At 72.5% G+C, this 19,436-nt stretch carries 15 protein-coding genes; 8 read left to right on the plus strand and 7 right to left on the minus strand.

Going from position 1 to position 19,436, the window contains the following annotated elements; all coding sequences use genetic code 11:
• Window positions 1–7: 7 nt before the first annotated feature.
• The 3 genes from OHN19_RS05405 to OHN19_RS05415 all read left to right on the plus strand — a co-directional run bounded on the left by OHN19_RS05405 (window position 8) and on the right by OHN19_RS05415 (window position 3,807).
• Window positions 8–997, plus strand: a complete 990-nt coding sequence (locus tag OHN19_RS05405) for a hypothetical protein (RefSeq protein ID WP_330263027.1) — start codon at window positions 8–10, stop codon at window positions 995–997.
• Between the two features lie 39 nt (window positions 998–1,036).
• Window positions 1,037–2,560, plus strand: a complete 1,524-nt coding sequence (locus OHN19_RS05410; RefSeq protein ID WP_330263028.1) for an amino acid permease — start codon at window positions 1,037–1,039, stop codon at window positions 2,558–2,560.
• A gap of 161 nt (window positions 2,561–2,721) precedes the next feature.
• Window positions 2,722–3,807 (plus strand): mechanosensitive ion channel family protein, encoded by a 1,086-nt coding sequence (locus OHN19_RS05415; RefSeq protein WP_330269535.1) that lies wholly within the window; start codon window positions 2,722–2,724, stop codon window positions 3,805–3,807.
• 363 nt (window positions 3,808–4,170) lie between these two features.
• On the opposite strand, the gene OHN19_RS05420 is transcribed toward OHN19_RS05415, so the two are convergent.
• Window positions 4,171–5,724, minus strand: a complete 1,554-nt coding sequence (locus OHN19_RS05420; RefSeq protein ID WP_330263029.1) for a M1 family metallopeptidase — start codon at window positions 5,722–5,724, stop codon at window positions 4,171–4,173.
• 208 nt (window positions 5,725–5,932) lie between these two features.
• Here OHN19_RS05420 and OHN19_RS05425 point away from each other — a divergent pair, with 208 nt between their 5' ends.
• Window positions 5,933–8,152: an NADP-dependent isocitrate dehydrogenase gene (locus tag OHN19_RS05425; RefSeq protein ID WP_330263030.1), complete on the plus strand. Its 2,220-nt coding sequence runs from the start codon at window positions 5,933–5,935 to the stop codon at window positions 8,150–8,152.
• A gap of 367 nt (window positions 8,153–8,519) precedes the next feature.
• Here OHN19_RS05425 and OHN19_RS05430 read toward each other — a convergent pair whose 3' ends face one another.
• Window positions 8,520–8,849: a DUF5713 family protein gene (locus tag OHN19_RS05430; protein ID WP_330263031.1), complete on the minus strand. Its 330-nt coding sequence runs from the start codon at window positions 8,847–8,849 to the stop codon at window positions 8,520–8,522.
• Window positions 8,850–8,896: 47 nt separating this feature from the next.
• Between OHN19_RS05430 and OHN19_RS05435 the strand changes: the two genes are divergently transcribed.
• Entirely contained in the window at window positions 8,897–9,670 is a 774-nt protein-coding gene (locus tag OHN19_RS05435) for an N-formylglutamate amidohydrolase (RefSeq protein ID WP_330263032.1), read from the plus strand.
• A 31-nt stretch (window positions 9,671–9,701) separates the two neighbouring features.
• On the opposite strand, the gene OHN19_RS05440 is transcribed toward OHN19_RS05435, so the two are convergent.
• The 3 genes from OHN19_RS05440 to OHN19_RS05450 are packed head-to-tail and all read right to left on the minus strand — an operon-like array spanning window position 9,702 to window position 12,249.
• On the minus strand, window positions 9,702–10,190 hold the full coding sequence (locus tag OHN19_RS05440; RefSeq protein WP_330263033.1) for a hypothetical protein: 489 nt from the start codon (window positions 10,188–10,190) through the stop codon (window positions 9,702–9,704).
• Window positions 10,187–10,762 (minus strand): sigma-70 family RNA polymerase sigma factor, encoded by a 576-nt coding sequence (locus tag OHN19_RS05445; RefSeq protein ID WP_330263034.1) that lies wholly within the window; start codon window positions 10,760–10,762, stop codon window positions 10,187–10,189. The genes OHN19_RS05440 and OHN19_RS05445 overlap by 4 nt, the downstream gene beginning before the upstream one ends.
• Before the next feature lie 59 nt (window positions 10,763–10,821).
• Window positions 10,822–12,249, minus strand: a complete 1,428-nt coding sequence (locus OHN19_RS05450; RefSeq protein WP_330263035.1) for a S8/S53 family peptidase — start codon at window positions 12,247–12,249, stop codon at window positions 10,822–10,824.
• A gap of 145 nt (window positions 12,250–12,394) precedes the next feature.
• Here OHN19_RS05450 and OHN19_RS05455 point away from each other — a divergent pair, with 145 nt between their 5' ends.
• Entirely contained in the window at window positions 12,395–14,962 is a 2,568-nt protein-coding gene (locus OHN19_RS05455) for a CHAT domain-containing tetratricopeptide repeat protein (RefSeq protein ID WP_330269536.1), read from the plus strand.
• Window positions 14,963–15,048: 86 nt separating this feature from the next.
• On the opposite strand, the gene OHN19_RS05460 is transcribed toward OHN19_RS05455, so the two are convergent.
• The gene (locus OHN19_RS05460; RefSeq protein WP_330263036.1) at window positions 15,049–17,214 is read right to left on the minus strand and encodes a helix-turn-helix transcriptional regulator; all 2,166 of its coding nucleotides are present in this window, start codon (window positions 17,212–17,214) and stop codon (window positions 15,049–15,051) included.
• A 95-nt stretch (window positions 17,215–17,309) separates the two neighbouring features.
• Here OHN19_RS05460 and OHN19_RS05465 point away from each other — a divergent pair, with 95 nt between their 5' ends.
• On the plus strand, window positions 17,310–18,395 hold the full coding sequence (locus OHN19_RS05465; protein WP_330263037.1) for a M12 family metallopeptidase: 1,086 nt from the start codon (window positions 17,310–17,312) through the stop codon (window positions 18,393–18,395).
• Window positions 18,396–18,607: 212 nt separating this feature from the next.
• Window positions 18,608–18,970: an adenylyl-sulfate kinase gene (locus tag OHN19_RS05470; protein WP_330263038.1), complete on the plus strand. Its 363-nt coding sequence runs from the start codon at window positions 18,608–18,610 to the stop codon at window positions 18,968–18,970.
• Window positions 18,971–18,992: 22 nt separating this feature from the next.
• Here the strand turns inward: OHN19_RS05470 and OHN19_RS05475 are convergent, their stop codons facing one another.
• Window positions 18,993–19,436, minus strand: coding sequence for a GNAT family N-acetyltransferase (locus tag OHN19_RS05475; protein WP_330263039.1), 444 nt, complete (start codon window positions 19,434–19,436; stop codon window positions 18,993–18,995).

Genomic DNA, 19,436 nt, shown 5'->3' on the forward strand with positions numbered 1-19,436 from the left:
GCGGGTGATGGCCAGAGAAGGAGCACGCCCCGTCTACGATCCCGCGGGTCACGACCCGGAACTGCGCGCGGCCCTCCAGGAGGTCCGCGCCGGGCGCTGGATGTCGATGCGCAGCCTGCTGGAGCGGACCACCGCCTGGTGGCAGTGGACCCGGCGCACCCAGGTGCTGGCCGCGGCGGCCGCGGGCACCGACGTGGTGCGGACCTGGCTCGACGAGGAGCCCGGCAGTGTGCCGGCCACGGTGATGCGGGCCCGGGTCGCGGTGGAGCGGGCACTGCGGGCCCGGCGCGAGCGGCACCGCCGTACGCACGAACTGTGGATCGAGGCCTGGGACGTCAGCCGGACCGCCGCCCGGGTCGCGGCCCACGACCCGGTGCCGTGGGTGTGTCTGCTGGCGCTGGCGCAGCTGGACCAGCGGCTGCTGTGGGAGGAGCACCGGGCGGAGCCACCGGCGCCGATGCTGCCGCCGGGCCCGTGGGGGCTGCTGGCCGAGGCCGACAAGCGGGACCCGTACAACCGCGAGGCCCACCACCGCATGCTCCAGTTCCTGTACGCGCAGGCCTCCTCGGGGCGGCTGGCGGAGGCGGTCGGCTTCGCGCACTGGGCCGCCGGGTCGGCCCCGCCGGGTTCCGCGCTCCACGTGCTGCCGCTGTACGTGCGGGTCGAGCGGTACCGGCGCGGCAGCGGGCACAGTGCGGCGCTCGACCTGCACTGGGTGGCCGAGGACGCCGTCCGGGAGGCGGGCCGGGCGCACGACGGCTGGTTCGCGCAGGCCCCCGCCGAGGAGCGCACCCCGCTGGACCTCAACCATCTCGCCCACGCGCTGTGGGGCGCGCTGCGGTTCGAGGAGGCGACCCGGGTCTTCGAGGCGCTCGGCCCGTACTACACGCCCCTGCCGTGGTCCTACCGCGCCGACGCCGACGGCGAGCAGGCGGAGGGCGTGCAGATCTTCCTCCAGGCGCGGGCGCGCAGCCGGTCCGCGGCACACGGCACCTGACATCCGTACCACTCCCGCCCCTTCACCGGAGGTCTTCGCATGTCATCCGAACCGTCGATATCCCCGGACGTCCCGCAGCCCGACGAGGAACAGCGGCTGCGGGAGCTCGGCTACCGGCCCGTGCTCGCCCGGCGCATGGGCGGCTTCGGGAACTTCGCGATCAGCTTCTCGGTGATCTCGATCCTGTCCGGCTGCATGACCCTGTACGGCTTCGGCATGGGGGCGGGCGGCCCCGCCGTGATGCTGTGGGGCTGGGCCGGTGTCGGCCTGTTCGTGCTGTGCGTGGGACTCGCGCTGGCGGAGGTCACCAGCGCGTATCCGACGTCCGGTGCCCTGTACTACATGGCGGACCGGCTCGGCGGGCGCCGCTGGGGCTGGTACACGGGCTGGCTGAACCTGCTCGGTCTGCTCGGCGCTATCGCCGGTATCGACTACGGCGCCGCCCTGTTCGCGGGCGCGTTCGCCAACCTCCAGTGGGGCTTCGAGCCGACGCCGGGGAAGACGATGCTGATCTTCGTGGCGATCCTCTTGCTGCACGCCGTGTTGAACCTGTTCGGGGTCCGGCTGGTCTCCGTGCTCAACTCGGTCAGCGTGTGGTGGCACCTCGCCGGGGTCGCGGTCATCGTCGGCGCCCTGTGGATCGTCCCGGACAGCCACCAGTCGCCGTCGTTCGTGTTCACGGAGTTCGTCAACGACACCGGCTGGCACAACCCCGTCTACGTGGCCGCGATCGGCCTGCTGCTCGCGCAGTACACCTTCTCCGGCTACGACGCCTCGGCGCACCTGTCCGAGGAGACCTCCAACGCCTCGGTGTCGGCCGCGAAGGGCATCGTGCGCTCGATCTGGGTGTCGTGGATCGCCGGGTTCGTACTGCTCGCAGGGCTGACCTTCGCGATCCAGGACTACGACGCCACCCGGGCCAGCGCGACCGGGGTGCCGCCGGCCCAGATCCTGCTCGACGGGCTCGGCACCGACGGGGCGAGCGCGCTGCTCGTCGTGGTGATCGTGGCCCAGCTGTTCTGCGGCAACGCCGAGGTGGCGGCGGCCAGCCGGATGGTGTTCGCGTTCAGCCGGGACAAGGCCCTGCCGGGTTCGGCGCTCTGGCGGAAGGTCAGCGCCCGGACGCAGACGCCGGTCGCGGCGGTGTGGCTGTCGGTCGTGGTCGCCGGGGCGCTCGCGCTGCCCTCCCTGTACTCGGCGACCGCCTATGGCGCGGTGACGGCGATCAACGTCATCGGGATCACACCCGCGTACGCCATCCCGGTGTTCCTGCGGCTGCGCGCGGGGAGTCGTTTTCAGCCGGGTCCGTGGAGCCTGGGCCGGTGGAGCAGGCCGATCGGATGGACTGCTGTGGTGTGGGTGGCGTGTGTGACGGTGCTGTTCTGCCTGCCGCAGTCCTCGCCGGTGACGGTGGACACGATGAACTACGCCTCGGTGGCGCTGGCCGTCGTCCTGCTTCTCGCCACCGTGTGGTGGTTCATCGCCCGGCGTTCGTACGGGACGCCCACGACGGCCGCGTACTCCGACCGGGAGCAGGCCGAACTCTCCGAGGGCATCGTCTGAAACCCGGCGATCCGACGACCCGCCAGGTACGAACTCCTGTGTCGGATACGGCAGGATGAGCGGTCGCGTCGGCCACGGAACCTTTACACGGCCGATGCGATCGCACATCCCGCACTTCTCGAACAGGTGGCAACGTGACGGCATTCAAACGGGATCTCACCATGGACGACCTGGTCGTCGCCGGCATCGCCGTGGTGGCGGGCCTCGTGGCGGCGTTCCTGCTGCGCATGCTGCTCAAGTGGCTCGGCAAGCACGCGGACCGCACCAAGTGGGGCGGTGACGACGTGATCGTGGCGGCGCTGCGGACCGTGGTGCCCTCGGCGGCGATCGCGGGCGGTATCGCGATCGCCGCGGCGGCGCTGCCGCTCACGAAGGGGGTTCAGCGGACCGTCAACCAGGTCCTGACCGTGCTGCTGATCTTCGTCGTCACGGTGGCGGCGGCGCGGCTGGTCGCGGGGCTGGTGCGGACGGTCACCACGTCCCGTTCGGGGGTCGCGGGGTCGGCCACGATCTTCGTCAACATCACCCGCGTGCTGGTCCTGGCGATCGGCTTCCTGGTGGTGCTCCAGACCCTGGGCATCTCCATAGCGCCCCTGCTCACCGCCCTGGGCGTCGGTGGTCTCGCGGTCGCGCTGGCCCTCCAGGACACGCTCGCCAACCTCTTCGCGGGCATCCACATCCTCGCGTCCAAGACGGTCCAGCCCGGCGACTACATCCGCCTGAGCAGCGGCGAGGAGGGCTACGTCGAGGACATCAACTGGCGTCAGACGACGGTCCGCGCGCTCTCCAACAACCTGATCGTCGTCCCCAACGGGGAGCTCGCCAAGACGAACATGACCAACTTCATGCGTCCCGAGCAGCAGTTGACGATCCTGGTGCAGGTCGGGGTGGCCTACGACAGCGATCTCGAGCACGTCGAGCGGGTCACCTGCGAGGTCGTCACCGAGGTCATGACCGAGGTCGAGGGCGCGGTCCCCGAGCACGAACCGCTGGTCCGCTTCCACACCTTCGGCGACTCGCGGATCGGCTTCACGGTCATCCTGGGCGTCGGGGAGTTCAGCGACCAGTTCCGCATCAAGCACGAGTTCATCAAGCAGCTCCACAAGCGCTACCGCGAGGAGGGCATCCGCATCCCGGCCCCCACGCGAACCGTCGCCCTCCAGCAGGGCTCGGTCTCGATCCCTCACCAGCGGGGCGCGGAGACGGTCATCGAGCCGAACGAACTGCCTGCGACTCGGCTCGACTAGGTGGGGGTAGGCGGTGGGGCGGTGTTGGGGACGCCGGGGAGCGGCACGAACTGTCACCGGCGCCCGGCCCACCAGCACACTGCCCATCAGCACCCGGTCTGTCAGCGCCCCTGGCGTGGGCGCGCCCCGCGCATCGGCGTCCGAGCGCGTCGGCGTCCTGCACTCAGCACCTGGCTGATCGGAACACGACCCAGCAGCGCCCCACCCGTCACATCGGCAATCGCACCCCGGCACCCCGGCACCCCGGCACCCCGGCATCCACCCATCGACCCATCGACCCCGCAACGCCCCATGCAGCGTGATCGCGCGAGGGCGTTGCGGGGGCGAGTCGATCCGTAGGCGGCGCCGGTGCGACCAGGTCGGTTACAGGGTCGCCGAGTTGTCGTGCGGGGCGCTCGGGCGGGTCTGGGGGGTGCGGAGGGTCGACACCGCCGGGGTGACCGTCCAGTCCGGGTGGCCCGGCATCCTCGGGGTCTTCGTGCCGTAGAGCCAGTCCCGCAGGAAGCCGGACTGGTCCGTGCCGGAGACCTCCGAGGCGACGGCGATGTAGTCGGCGGTGGACGCCGAGGAGTTGCGGAAGCGCTCCAGGAACGTCGACTCGATCGCGGCGAAGACCGTCTCGCCGACCTGCCGGCGCAGCGCGTACAGGACGAGGACGCCGCCGAGGTAGCGCTGGCTGTCGAACAGGTTCACCGCGTTCGGGGCGGCGACCGGGCCCGAGGACTTCCGCCACTGGTCGCCGCGCGCGTACGTGTCCTTCATACGGGCTTCCATCGTGGTCAGGCCGAGGGAGTCGGCCCAGCCGCGCTCGTAGCGGTACAGCAGCCCGTAGAAGTCGGCGTGGCCCTCGTTGAGCCACAGGTCGGACCAGGTGGCGGGGCTGACGCTGTTGCCGAAGTACGAGTGGACCAGCTCGTGCATCATGTGCGAGCCGATGCTCTTCTCCGCCTGGAGCAGGTAGTTCGGCTTGTACAGCGTGAGGGTCTGGGTCTCCAGGCCCGTGAAGTCGAAGGCGTTCGAGGCGTCGTTGTTGCAGGGCAGCAGGCCGTACGTCTCGAACGGGAACGCGCCGAGCCGCTGCTCGATCCAGCTCACCAGGTTCGGGGTGAGGGCGAGCGCCGGTTCCAGGGCGGTGGCCCGGGCGGTCGGGACGACGTCCCGGAGCGGAAGGCCGTGCGGACCCTGCCGGTCCTTGATCACGTAGTCGCCGACCGTGATCTGCACCAGCTCGGTGGCGATCGGCTCCCGGGACGCGTAGCAGTACGCGGTCCGGCCGTCGCCGAGATCCTCGGCGCTCACCAGCCGGCCGCTCGCGACGCCCTTGAGACCGGCCGGGACGGTGACCCGGAAGGTGAAGTCCGCCTTGTCCGAGGGGTGGTCGTTGCACGGGAAGACGGTGTGCGCCGAGTTCGGCTGGGGGCAGACCGCGAAGCCGTCCGGGGTGGGGACCCAGGCGGTGTGGGCGAGGGTGCGGCGCGGGTCGGCGCCGTACGCCACGACGACGGTGGCCGTCCCCCGCGCGGGCAGCGCGGTGACGGGGGTGATCCGCAGCTTCTCGTCCGCCTGCTCGAACGCGGCCGGCTCACCGGCCACGGTCACGGTGCGTATGTCCAGGCCCGACGCGTCCAGGGAGAAGCGGCTCAGCTCCTGGGTGGCGGTGACCGTCAGCGTCGCCGTCGCCTCGACGAGCCGGGTGGCGGCGTCGTACGCGAGGTCGAGGTGGTACGCCGAGACGCGGTAGCCGTCGTTGCCGAGGCTCGGGTAGACGGCATCCCCCAGGGTCTCCGGCCCGGGCGTGCCGGTCTCCGGGCCAGTGGTGCCGGTCTCCGGGTCCGCGTGTGCCGGGGAGGCCAGGGACAGGGCCGCCACCGTGCCGAGCAGAGCTGCCGGGGCCGTCACTCTGGTGCGATATCTCATGGTCCGCTTTTCTCTCGGGCGGCCGGTTCGGTCGGGTCCGGCCGTCGGACGAGTGTGATCACCCTGCATGACCACAAGATCGGACGCTTGCGTTGCCTCGGTGGCGGCACGAGTTCCGGGAACGTGTGCCCGGACCCCTGTCGAGCCGGGGTCGATCACGAGATATCTTGATGTCGAGCAATGTTGCAGACGTGGAGCGGAGCACCCGGTGACTGACTCGACCATCATCTATACGCACACTGACGAGGCCCCGGCCCTGGCGACGTATTCCTTCCTGCCGGTGGTCCAGGCGTACGCCTCGCAGGCGGGTGTCTCCGTGGAGACGCGGGACATCTCGCTGGCCGGGCGGATCATCGCCGTGTTCCCGGAGTACCTGACCGAGGACCAGCGGATCCCGGACGCCCTGCACGAGCTGGGCGAGCTGGCGAAGACGCCCGAGGCCAACATCATCAAGCTGCCGAACATCTCGGCGTCGATCCCGCAGCTCAAGGCCGCGGTCGCCGAGCTGCAGGCGCAGGGCTACGCGCTGCCGGACTACCCGGACGACCCGAAGACCGACGAGGAGCGGGACATCCAGGCCCGCTACGACAAGGTCAAGGGCTCCGCCGTGAACCCGGTGCTGCGTGAGGGCAACTCCGACCGCCGCGCCCCCGCCTCGGTGAAGAACTACGCCAAGACCCACCCGCACCGCATGGGCGCCTGGTCCTCGGACTCGAAGACCAACGTGGCGACCATGGGCGTGGACGACTTCCGCTCCACCGAGAAGTCCGTCGTGATCTCCGAGGCCGGCTCGCTGCGGATCGAGCTGGTCGGCGACGACGGCTCCACCACCGTGCTGCGCGAGTCCGTACCGGTCCTCGAGGGCGAGGTCGTCGACGCGTCCGTGCTGCACGTGGCCCCGCTGCGGGAGTTCCTCACCGCGCAGATCGCCCGCGCCAAGGCCGAGGACGTCCTGTTCTCCGTGCACCTCAAGGCCACGATGATGAAGGTCTCGGACCCGATCATCTTCGGTCACGTGGTGCGCGCGTTCTTCCCGAAGACCTTCGCGCAGTACGGCGCCACGCTGGCCGCCGCCGGTCTGACCCCGAACGACGGTCTGGGCGGCATCTACAAGGGCCTGGAGTCGCTGCCCGAGGGTGCCGAGATCAAGGCGTCCTTCGACGCCGAGCTCGCCGAGGGCCCGGCGCTCGCGATGGTCGACTCCGACAAGGGCATCACCAACCTGCACGTGCCGTCCGACGTGATCGTCGACGCCTCGATGCCGGCCATGATCCGCACCTCCGGCCACATGTGGGGCCCGGACGGCCAGGAGGCCGACACCCTCGCGGTGCTGCCGGACTCCTCGTACGCCGGTGTCTACCAGGCCGTGATCGACGACTGCCGGGCCAACGGCGCCTACGACCCGTCCACCATGGGTTCGGTGCCGAACGTCGGCCTCATGGCGCAGAAGGCCGAGGAGTACGGCTCCCACGACAAGACCTTCGAGATCCGCACCACGGGTACGGTCCGGCTCGTCGACCAGGCCGGCAACGTGCTGATCGAGCAGACGGTCTCGGCCGGTGACATCTTCCGGGCCTGCCAGACCAAGGACGCGCCGATCAAGGACTGGGTGAAGCTGGCCGTCACCCGCGCCCGCGCCACCGGCGACCCGGCCGTGTTCTGGCTGGACGAGACCCGTGCGCACGACGCGAACCTGATCGCCAAGGTCAACGCGTACCTGCCGGAGCACGACACCGAGGGCCTGGACATCCGGATCCTCGCGCCGGTCGAGGCCACCAAGCTGTCGGTGGAGCGCATCCGCCGCGGCGAGAACACCATCTCGGTGACCGGCAACGTCCTGCGTGACTACCTGACCGACCTCTTCCCGATCCTGGAGCTGGGCACCAGCGCCAAGATGCTGTCGGTGGTCCCGCTGATGGCGGGCGGCGGTCTGTTCGAGACGGGTGCCGGCGGTTCCGCGCCGAAGCACGTCCAGCAGCTGGTCAAGGAGGACTACCTGCGCTGGGACTCGCTCGGTGAGTTCTTCGCGCTGGTCCCGTCGCTTGAGCAGTACGCCGACTTCACGGGCAACTCCCGCGCGAAGGTGCTGGCCGACACGCTGGACCGCGCCACGGCGACCTTCCTCAACGAGGACAAGTCGCCGACCCGTCGCGTCGGCGGCATCGACAACCGCGGCAGCCACTTCTACCTGTCCCTGTACTGGGCCCAGGAGCTGGCTTCGCAGACCGACGACGCGGACCTGGCGAAGGCCTTCGCCCCGCTCGCCGAGACGCTCGCCGCGAACGAGCAGAAGATCGTCGACGAGCTGAACGCCGTCCAGGGCAAGCCGGCCGACATCGGCGGCTACTACCAGCCCGACCCGGCGAAGGCCGCGAAGGTCATGCGCCCGTCGACGACGTGGAACGAGGCCCTGGCGACCCTCAGCTGACGCGAGTCCCTCCGGGGACAGCACCGGCTCCCTGATCCCCGCCCCGGTCGACTGCGGTCCGACCGGGGCGGGGGTGTGTCGGGGGGCGGGTGCTGAGCCGAGGGGGTGGGGCCGGCGCAGGTCGTGTTCGTGGCGGGTCCTGTCGGGGGCATGCGGCGGGAATCATCTCCGGTGCGGAGGCCTGCCGGAGCCGGACGGGTGACCGGCGGGACCTGACCAGCGGCCCCGCCGGCCGACACCCCCGTACCCGGTCCGCGTGGCTCCCTCCGCGGAAGGCCCACCAGGAGTCCCGGCCCGCGGCAGGCGCCAGGCGGGGGGGCAGGAGGCGGGGGTCAGCAAGCCGCAAGCAACCGTACGCCCGGGTCGCTCACCAGTCCCGGGTGGCTATCAGTTCCTCCACGTCCGCGTTCTCGAAGCCGTACGTCCGGGCGATGAAGCGGAACTCCTCGGCTATCTCCTCGCGGGCCACGGTCTCGATGTCGAAGTCGTCGTCCTGGAGGGTGTTGAACTCCTCCGTGGCCGCCTGTGTGAGGACGTACAGGGCGGCCAGGTCGGTGGGGCGGTCGGTCTCGATGCGGGCGCACAGGCGCAGCAGGATCTCCTTGCCCCGGTCCACCGCGCGGTCGGGGTACCAGCCGTCCCGGTAGAGCGCGTCGAGGAAGGGGTGGGCCCGCACCCGCTGGTCGCTGATGTTCATGCTGAGATGGTGCACCACGCCACTGACAACGCCCCGGGAGCAGCCGTATGCCCTCTTTCGACCTCCTGCCCGGCGCCGGGGAGTCGCCGGTGATCCTCCATGTGCCGCACTCCGCGCGGGAGATACCGGCCGAGGTGCGGGCGGGGATCGTACTGGACGATCCCGCGCTGGAGCGGGAGCTCGACCACATCGTCGACGCGCACACGGCGCAGCTCGCCGAGGTGGCCGCCGGGCTGGCCGCCACCACCCCGTGGCGGTTCGTGAACCGGCTCTCCCGGCTGGTCGTGGACCCCGAGCGGTTCCCGGACGAGCGGGAGGAGATGCTCGCCGTGGGCATGGGGGCCGTGTACACGCGGACCACCCACCGGGAGGAGCTCCGGCCCGCGGACACCGACCCCGAGCCGCTCGTCGCCCGCTACTTCCGGCCGTACGCCCGCGCCATGACCGACGCCGTCGCCGAGCGGCTGAAGGCCGTCGGACGGGCCGTGATCATCGACGTGCACTCCTATCCCAGCGAGCCACTGCCCTACGAACTGCACGGCGAGGGACCCCGGCCGCCCGTCTGCCTCGGTACCGACTCGTTCCACACCCCGCCCGAGCTGGTCGCCGCCGCCAGGGAGGCGTTCGGGGAGGCCGGCCTCGACAGCCCGTTCAGCGGGACGTACGTACCGCTGGAGTTCTACGGCCGCGATCCCCGGGTGAGTGCCCTGATGGTCGAGATCCGGCGGGACACGTACATGACCGAGCCGGGCGGGCCCGCCGGACCGGGCATCCACCCCCTCGCCCGGTCCCTCGCCGCACTCGTGGACGCCCTGCGCTGACCTCCGCTCCGCCCCCGCCGCGGCTCGCGGTTCAGACGGTCAGCCAGTCGGTGACGATCACTTCCCCGCCGGTGCGCAACCGGAGCGCGAAGGGGCCCGCCGGGGACACCTCGCAGGTGAAGCGCCCCATGTCGTCGGTGGTGAGCGGCGCGCCCGCCTGGGGGCCGCTGAGCACCTCGATCCGGGCCGACTGGGGCGGCAGCACCTGTCCCATCAGGCCCTGCGGCGTGAGTTCGACGTCGACGGTCACCTCGCCCGCGTGGAAGGTCAGCATCCGGGGCGCGGCCGCGGCTCCCCGCACCGGGATGGCGTCGACCACCGAGTCGAAGGAGAGTTCGGCGATACGGCTGTCCAGGTCGTGCAGCGCGAACGCCTCGACGGCGATCTGCCGCAGGGCCGGCGGCACGGGGTCCAGGATGGCGGTGGCCCGCCGGAGCTCCTCCTCCAGCAGGTCCAGGGCGAACTCCTCGTCGGGCAGGGCCTCTTCGGTGAAGTCGTCGAGGTCGTCGTAGCCGCTCATACCGCCCCCCGGGCTTCGAGCCGCGCCCGCAGCCGCCTCAGGCAGCGCTGGCGCAGTGGTCCGATGCTGCCCACCGCGATCCCCAGGGCGGCGGACACCTCCTGGTAGCCGGGTTTCGGGGAGGCCATCAGGATGCGCAGCAACTGCCGGCAGCGGTCGCCGAGTTCCTCGAACTCCTGCCACAGGTGCCGTACCCGCTCGCTCTGCGCGGCGGCTTCCTCGGAGTCGATGAACGACTGCTCGGGCGTACGGTCCTCGCTGATCCGGTCCAGGAGCTGCGGATCGTCGGTGACGGTCAGCCGCCTTAAGCTCTTGAGCACCTTCAGGCACTCGTGGCGCGCGGTGCTGGCCAGCCAGGACTTGGCCTTGTCGGGTTCGCGGATCCGCCCCAGGTGCTGGGCGAAGCGGAACCAGACGGTCTGGTACACCTCGTGCGCGTCGGCGTCGGAGAGCCGGTGCGAACGCACCACCGACCACACCAGTGGGCTCAGCCCTTCCACGAGCGCCTTCCAGGCCGCCGCGTCACCGTCGACGGCGGACTGGACCAGCGCACCGACATCTGCTCGGTCCACGGTCCCACCCCTCGTGTACGGCAAGTCATCGTACGCCGTGGAGGGGACCACTCCGGCCCTCATGCGCCGACCGGACGCTGCACGACCGGCACCGGTCGCCAGCCGGCCGGCCGCAGCGCCGGTACGTGCGCCCCGCGCACTTCGGCGAACTGCGTGTTGCCGGCGAGCAGTTGCTGCCGGGCGGCGCGCGGGTCGGTCTCCTTGTTCGCGGTCATGTGGGCGGCGACCAGTCCGGCGACGACCGGGGTGGCGAAGGAGGTGCCGCTCCAGTGCGCGTACCCCTCGAACATCACCTGGTCCGGCTTGGCGATGGTGCCGTCCTCGCTCAACACGCCGACGTGGGACGGGGACTGGCAGGTGCACACGTAGGTGAAGCCGTACCGGCAGGCGTCGTAGGTGGAGTGCTGGTACGCGTACGGCACCGGCGCGTCGAAGCCGGTGAGGGTGCTGGTGAGGCGCTCGCCGGGGGCGTAGACCTTCACCCAGGAGCCGTGGTTGCTGAAGCAGGCGCCGAACTCGCCGTCCCCGCGCAGCGCGCCGACCGACAGGACGACGTCCCGGTAGTCGGGCAGGTCGGCGTAGGCGGCGGGCCAGAAGGGGCTGGCGCTGGCGTTGTTGCCGGCGGCGGCGACCAACAGGGTGTCGTGGGCGCGCAGTTCCTGCATGAAGGCGTCCATGCCGAGCAGTCCGTCGGTGCGGCCGTTGGAGGTGCCCGCGGAGAGGCTGATGATGTCGGGCCAGCCGCCGTCGACGGCCTCGAAGAGCTTCTCGCCGAGCTCGGACTCCAGGATGGCGCCCGCGTCGTTGAGGGTGTTGCGGACGGTGATGTCGGTGTTGGGTGCGACGGCCGCGAGGACACCGGCGATGAAGGTGCCGTGGCCGACGTACTGGAGGAGGTTTCCTGCCGCGTCCGTCTCGGTGCCGTGCAGGTCGCCCTCGACGTGGGCGAGGAGCGGCACGAGTGCGTGGTCGTGGGTGAGGCCGTTGTCGACGACGAGGACGCCCACGGAGGTGTCGGGGTCGTGACCCGCCTCCGCGGGGGCCGGGTTGGTGCCCTGGCTGAGCGAGGCGGGCACGGGCTCGTCGCCGGGGCAGGAGTTGACCGCGATGGAGACCACGTGGTTGCGGCTGACGATCCGGTGCCCGGCGCGTCCTTCTCGTTCGCTCATGGCGCGCAGGGCGTGGGTGACGGCGCGGTCGCCGCGCCGGTCGCCGTGGCCCGGGTCGCCGACCTTGATCCGGGTGATGCCGGAGCGGTTGGTCTCGGGGCTGTCCCGGCGCACGTAGTCGCCGGTCAGACCGGTCGCCGCGGTGAAGTGGCTGCGCACGGTCTCCTCGACGAGCGCCGCGTCGCGGCCGTCGCGGGCGAGGACGACACCCTTCTCGTAGATGAACTCCGAGGCGTCGTCGGGTCCGAGGGCCAGCGGGACGTCGGGCATGGAGCGCTGGATCTGGTCGAACTGCTCGTGGAATCGCTGAGGTGCCATGGCGTGTCCTCCTGAGGCGGCGGTCGTCAGTCAGAGCCGCGGGTCCGGTGATTGATACAGCGCCAAACCGGTGTGGCCTGCCACCTGGGCCACTACCATCCTTGGGGTGACGGCGGGAAGCGACCAGGTTCTCGAACTGCTGCCGATGGTGTTCGCCGCCCCCAACCAGGCGCTGGCGAGGGCAGAGGAAGTACTGGGCTCGGATCCCTCACCGCTGCACGCCTCCGTCGCCCACCAGGTGATCGGCATCTGGCAGCGGGACTGGGGCGACATGCGGATCGCCCTGGAGCATCTGCGCCGGGCCCGCGATCTCGGCGCGCGCTCGGAGTCGACCGACCGGGAGGCGGACGCGCTGGCCGCGCTGGGGGTGGCGCTGGTGCACGCGGGGCGGACCCGGCAGGGTCTGGAGTCACTGGAGCGGGGCGTCGCGGTCAGCAGCGGACACACCAGGGCGCAGGTCCTGTTCCGGCGCGCGTACGCCTCATGGGTGCTCGGCCGGCACCGGGCGGCGCTGGAGGACGTACGGCGGGCGGTGCCGGTGCTGCGGCAGGCCGACGACGTGATCTGGACCGCGCGAGCGCTGACCCTGCGGGCCACCGTGCATCTGGCGCTCGGCGCGGTGGAGCGGGCGGACGCCGACTTCACGGCGGCGGAGGCACTGTGGGACACCACGGGCCAGGAGCACGACAAGGCCGACGCGGTGGAGAGCCGAGGCCTCGCCGCCTTCCGGTCGGGAGACATTCCGGCCGCGCTGCGGCTGCTGGACGAGGCGCAGGAGCGGTACGCCAAGCTCGGCACACCGACGTTCATGCTCACGATCCGGCGCTGCGAGGTCCTGATGGCGGCGGGGCTCGCCCGGGAGGCACTCGCGGAGGCGGACGCGGCGATCAAGGTCCTGGACGGCATCGGCGGGCAGTCCACCCTCAAGGCGGAACTGCTGCTCGCCGCCGCGCGGGCGGCCCGGCTCGAAGGGGACGCGCACACCGCGATCGCCCGTGCCGACCTGGCCGTACGGCTGTTCGCGGGGCAGCGGCGCACCTGGTGGGAGACGCATGCCCGGCTGGTGCTGATCGAGGCGCGGGTCGCCGCCGGGCGGGGTTCCGGGCGGCTGGTCGCGGACGCGGCGGCGGTCGCGGAGCGGCTGGCCTCCTTCGGCGCGCCGGCGGCCCCCGAGGCCTCGCTGCTGGCGGGCCGGATCGCGCTCGACCTGGGGTGGCACGAGGACGCCCAGCGGCATCTGGAGGTCGCCGCGCGCAGCCGGCACAGCGGGCCGCCGCTGGCGCGGATGACGGGCTGGGCGGCCCGGGCGCTGTGGGCGCGGGCCGTGGGCTCCGACCGGCGGGTCCTGGAGGCCTGCCGCCGCGGCCTGGACGTGCTGGACGACCACCGTACGACCCTGGGCGCCTCGGAGTTGCGGGCACGGGCCACGGCGCAGGGCGCGGAGCTCGCCGCGCTGGCCGCGCGGGCCTCGCTCGCCTCGGGCGGGCCGCGGCGGCTGCTGGTGTGGAGCGAGCGCTGGCGGGCCACCGCGCTGTCCGCCCCGCCGGCCCGCCCGCCGGCCGACCCCGGGCTGCTGGGCGATCTGACCGCGTTCCGGGAGATCGCCGCGCGTGCGGAGGCGGCCCGGATGGAGGGGCGGCCCATGCCGGCGCTGGAGCGTGAGCAGCGGCGCCTGGAACGGGAGATCCGCTCCCGCACCCACCACATCCGCGGCGACGCGCCCGGCGACGGCTACCGCTTCGACCCGGGCCGCCTGCTGGAACGGCTCGGTGACGACGTACGGCTGGTCGAACTGGCCGTGCTCGACGGGCGGGTGCAGGTGCTGCTGTGCGGGCAGGGGCGGGTGCGGCGGTTCGAGGGCGGACTGCTGGCCGACGCGGAGCGCGAGGCGGAGCACGTGCAGGCGGGGCTGCGGCGGCTCGCGCACCCGGGTGCGGAGGCGCGGCTTCCGGTGGTGGAGGCGGCGGGGCGGCGGCTGGAGGAGCTGCTGCTGGGCCCGGCCGCGGCTCGGCTCGGCTCCGGGCCGGTCGTGGTGGTGCCGCCGGGGCGGCTGCACCGGGTGCCGTGGGCGCTGCTGCCGTCGCTGCGGGAGCGGGTGTTCAGCGTGTCGCCGTCGGCCAGCAGCTGGCTGCGGGCGCGCGAGACGGCGGCGCCGGCCGGCGGGCGCCAGGTGCTGGTGCGCGGGCCGGGTCTTGCGACCGGGGGCGCCGAGGTGCCGGAACTCGCCGGACGGCACGGCTCCGCGACGGTCCTGGAGTACGACGAGGCGCGCGTGCCGCGGGTGTTGGAGGAACTGGACGGGGCGGCGCTGGCCCATATCGCGGCACACGGCACGTTCCGTGCGGACAGCCCGTTGTTCTCGTCCTTGCGGATGGCCGACGGGCCGCTGATCGTGCATGACTTCGAGCGCCTCGACCGCAGCCCGTACCGGATCATCCTGTCCTGCTGCGACACCGCCCGGTTCGCGTCGGTCGGCGCGGACGAACTGCTGGGCCTGGTCACCGCGTTGCTGCCGCTGGGTACAGCGGGGGTGGTGGCGTGCAGTGCGCCGGTCAACGACGAGGCGGTGGTGCCGTTGATGCTCGCGCTGCACAAGGGGCTCGGGGCGGGGGCGTCGATGGCGGAGGCGTTGCGGGACGCGCGGGCGGCGCTGCCGGGGGACTCGGTGCACCAGGCGACGGGGTGGGCGTTCTCGGCGTTCGGGGCGGCGTGAGGTGTCAAAGGTGGGCGACGTGCGTGGGGCGGCCTGACCCCTCCCCCGAATACTGGGGGTCAGACCGCCCCGGTCCGGTGTCCGGCTCAGGCCGGCTGTGCCTCGGGCAGCTCCACCAGGCACGGCAGCGCGTCGCGGTCGCTCGCGCCGAGGCGGGTGTAGGCGCTGTAGAGGTGGTTGCCGACCGTGCGGACCGACAGGGTGAGCTTCTCCGCGATCTGCCGGTTGGTCAGCCCGGCGGCGGCAAGGGTGACGATCTGCCGCTGGCGGGCGGTGAGTTCACCGAGGACCAGGCCCGCCAGGGCCGGGGTGCGGGCCCCCTGGCAGCGGCGGGCGAGCGCGACGGCACGGGTGCGTGAGGTGCGGGCGGCGCCGGGGTCGCGGTGCGCGCGTACGGCTTGCGCGTAGGCCTCGGCGGCGAAGAGCAGGAAACCGCGCTCCTCCAGGGCGTGCGCCGCCTGGTCGAGGGCGGGCCCGTCGCCCCGGGCGAGCGCGTCCGCGTGCACGGCGAAGACCCCGGTGAGCCTGCCGGCGGCCCGCTCGGGCGCCCCGAGCCGGACAGCGTCGTACGGCTCCGCACCGACCGCGTCGAGAGCGGCGTCGAGATCCCCGCGAGCAGCGGCCCACCAGGTGGCTGCGCCGGCTGAGGGGGGCGTGGGTGGCGTGGGTCGGGGGGTGCCGGAGTCGGTGGCGAGGTGGGCGGGCTGACCGGGTGAGGGGGTCGTAGGCGCGGTGGGTCGAGGGGCGCCGGAGTCGGTGGTGAGGTGGGCGGGCTGACCGGCTGGTCCGGCAGGGGCGTCCGAGGAGGGGTCGCCACTGGCGGTCCCTCGGCAGACGGCGGTACCGGGATCTCCGGGCCGGGCCGAGGGGGCGGGCGACCGGCGGTGGTCGGCTCCGGCCTCCGAGACGGCAGGCTCCGGATCATCTGCCCGCGGCACCACCGCCCCGGAGGCACCGGCCTGCGCCGCCACCGACTCCGAGTCGCCCGACCGTGCGGCCACCGACCCCGGCTCCCCCGCCCATGTCACCACCGACCCCGGGTCCCCCAACTGCGCTGTCGCCAAGGTGAGTTCGAGTCGGCACAGTCGGTCGTCGGGGGTGGTGCGCAGGCCCTCCCTCGCCCAGGCCGCCGCTTCCCGGAGTTCCCCTCGCAGACGGGCGAAGTGGGCTCGTACGGCGGCGTGCGGGGCCGGGATGCCGGTGCCCTCGTCCACGAGCCACTCCCCCACCGGCGCCGGCACGGCCCGTACGTCCGTCTCGGCGATCGCACGGGTCAGCGTGGCCGTCTCGGTCTCCAGGGCGGCCGTGCGGTCGGACGGCGTGCGGGCCAGGCGGCGGGCCCTGAGGCGTCCGGCCGCCGCCCGGCGTACCGGGCCGTGGAGGGGGTGGGCGAGACGGGCGGTGCCGTGGTCGTCGACGTGGACCAGGCCGTCGGCCTCCAGGGCTTCGAGCGCGGCGAGGTCGAGCGTGTCGGCGTCCGTGGCCAGCGGCTCGCCGAACGCCAGCCGGTCCAGGGTCTCGCGCTCACCGGGACCCGTGCGCTCCAGGAGCTCCGCGGTGCGTTCGCGCACGGTCGCGGTGACCGGCACCGGGCCCCGCCACTCCCACTCGGCCGAGTCCGCGACCCGCTCCAGGAGCCCCTGTTCACGCACCGCGCCCACGAGTTCGCGCAGCAGCCGCAGATCGCCCTGGCACAGGCGGTACAGCCGGTTGACGGTGAGCGCCTCCAGGCCACCCGCACCGGCCGCGAGCAACTGCGCGGTCTCCTCGCGCGGGAGCGGCTCCAGGGCGAGCCGCGGCAGCAGTTCACCGGTCCACAGGCGGGAGATCGCGCCCGGCGCCCGTGTTCCGTCGGTGGCGACGACCACGAGCCGGGTGCGGCCGTGCACGGCGAGCTGGTGGACCAGGGCGGCCGAGGCGTCGTCGAGCAGATGGGCGTCGTCGACCAGCAACAGTCGTACGCCTGACAGCAGTTGAACCGCGCGATGCAGGGAGACGCTCTCCGGCAGGAGGTGCGTGAAGGCGGCGAACGGGAGGCCGCGGGTCTCGGGCGTGCCCGCCACCCTGGCGCAGTCGGTACCGCGCACGGCCTCCGTGACCAGCCGGGTCTTGCCCCGCCCCGCCGGGCCGGTCACCACGATGCCGAGCCGGCCCCCCGCCACCGACCCGCGGATCAGCTCGAGTTCGTCCTGCCGCCCGGTGAACGGCCAGGGCAGCTCCAGGGTCTTCGCGTCCCGTTCGAAAGTCGTCACGGAAACAGGAGCACCGCTACTCAGGTCTGATACAGGGGGACTTGAGTAGCCCCCGACTCAGGCGCCCCCGGACGCCCGACGGCACGCTGAAACCCATGACCGCACGCTACTGCTCCCTCGCGCAGCAGTCGGCTCCGGGATTCGCTCCGGGGCTGGCCGCCGAGCGGCTGAGCGCGCTCGTCGGCGGCGGTCGGATGTGGGTCAACAGCACGGTCCTGCACTACTGCTTCTTCGACGGCGACACCGACGGGTCGGTCATTCCTGTTCCGGGGACCGGGCAGTCCCGGTGGGTGTCGTGGGTGGGCGCCGAGGAGCAGCGGGACGTGGTGCGCGACTGCTTCCAGGAGTGGCAGGACCTCGGCGTCGGGGTGCGGTTCACCGAGGTCGGCGACCGTTCGGAGGCCGAGCTGCGCATCGGGTTCCAGCTCGGCGACGGATCCTGGTCGACCGTGGGCAAGGACGCCCTGCGGATCGGCGTGCACGAGCGCACCATGAACCTCGGCTGGGACCTGACCGCGCCCGGGGAGCGCGGGACGGCCCTGCACGAGATCGGGCACGTGCTCGGCATGCTGCACGAGCACCAGAGTCCGTTCGCCGGGATCCACTGGGACGACGAGGCCGTCTACGCCGACCTGGCGGGCCCGCCGAACTTCTGGAGCCGGGACCGGACGTTCTTCAACATCCTGCGCAAGCTCGACCCGGACGAGGTCAACGGCTCCGTCTGGGACCCGCAGTCGATCATGGAGTACCCCTTCGAGGCGGGGCTGATCCTGGCACCGGAGCAGTTCCGCGCGGGCCTCAACCCGCCCGGCACCCTGTCGGCCGCCGACAAGGAGTACGCCCTGCGCTGGTACCCGCCGACCGAGCAGGTCCGGCCGCCCGCGCTGGTGCCCTTCCGGTCCGTGCCGCTCGGGCTCGGGCCGGGCGAGCAGGCCGACTTCACCGTGGAACCGCCGGAGACCCGCGAGTACACCGTGGGCACCTTCGGTGACAGCGACACCGTCGTGGTGGTCTTCGAGGAACGGGACGGGGAAGCCCGCTACCTCTGCGGCCGGGACGACGGAGGCACTCCGCACAACGCCACACTCAGGGCCCGTCTCGTCAAGGGCCGCCGCTACTTCGTCCGTGTGCGCCTGTACTCCGCGTGGGGTTCGGGGGAAACCGCGGTCATGTGCTGGTGACCCAGCACGAACAGATCGCACACGGACGAGGCTGGACCACTGTCCGGCGCCGGGGGAAATGGCCGGTGCTCGTCGCCTTCGGGGGAGGGAGACGAGCACCGGCCACACGGCTTTCGGCGGTGCGGCGAGTGTGGGAGTAGGGGCATGCCGATCGTCCTCGGCGGGGTGCCCACCACCGGCAAGACCACGCTCGCCCGGCTCCTGGCGGCCACGTGGGCTCTGTCGTGGGGTACGCCCTCGCCGAGGAGCAGTTGCGGCAGGGGCACACCGTGATCGCCGAGTCGGTCAACCCGCTGGCCGTGACGCGTGACGCCTGGCGGGATGCCGCCGTACGCGCCGGGGTGCCGGTCCTGGCGGTGGAGGTCGTCTGTTCCGATCCGGACGAGCACCGGCGCCGCGCGGAGTCACGTTCGGTGGACATCCCCGACCTGCCGCTGCCCGACTGGGCACAGCTCACCGAGCGGGAGTACGAGCCGTGGAACCGGGAGCGCCTGGTCGTCGACACCGCCGGGCGGCGGCCGGAGAACTCGCCGGCGCCGCTGGTCGAAGCGGTCCTCGCGGCAGATCGCGGATGAATGAGGGTAGTTCGCGGGTGAGTCAGGGCAGTTCGCGGGTGAAGACGACACGGGGGCGGCCGGGGCCGTCGTAGTCCTCGGCGAGGCGGTCCTGGAAGCCGAGGGCGCGGTGGAAGGCGATGGAGCCCTCGTTGGCGGGCGAGGTGATCGCCTTGAGGCGGACCGCGCCCTGGCGGCGGGCGGCGGCGGTGAAGGCCTCGTAGAGGGTACGGCCGAGGCCGGTGCCGCGGGTGTCGTCGCGGGTCGCGATCAGGTGGACGTATCCGGTGCGGTCGGGGGTGACGAAGCCGAGGAGGTAGCCGCGGATGCCGCCCTCGGCGCGGGCGACCAGGCAGGTGGAGCCGAACTCCTGCACCAGGGCGGTCAGATGGAGTGACCGCAGATCACGCTCACCCCAGTAGCGGGCGTGGTCCGCCAGGACCTGGTGGAGGTCGCTCACGTCAGCGCGGTCGATACGGACAGCCAT

The sequence above is a fragment of the Streptomyces griseorubiginosus genome, assembly GCF_036345115.1.
In the GTDB taxonomy this organism is placed as follows: domain Bacteria; phylum Actinomycetota; class Actinomycetes; order Streptomycetales; family Streptomycetaceae; genus Streptomyces; species Streptomyces griseorubiginosus_C.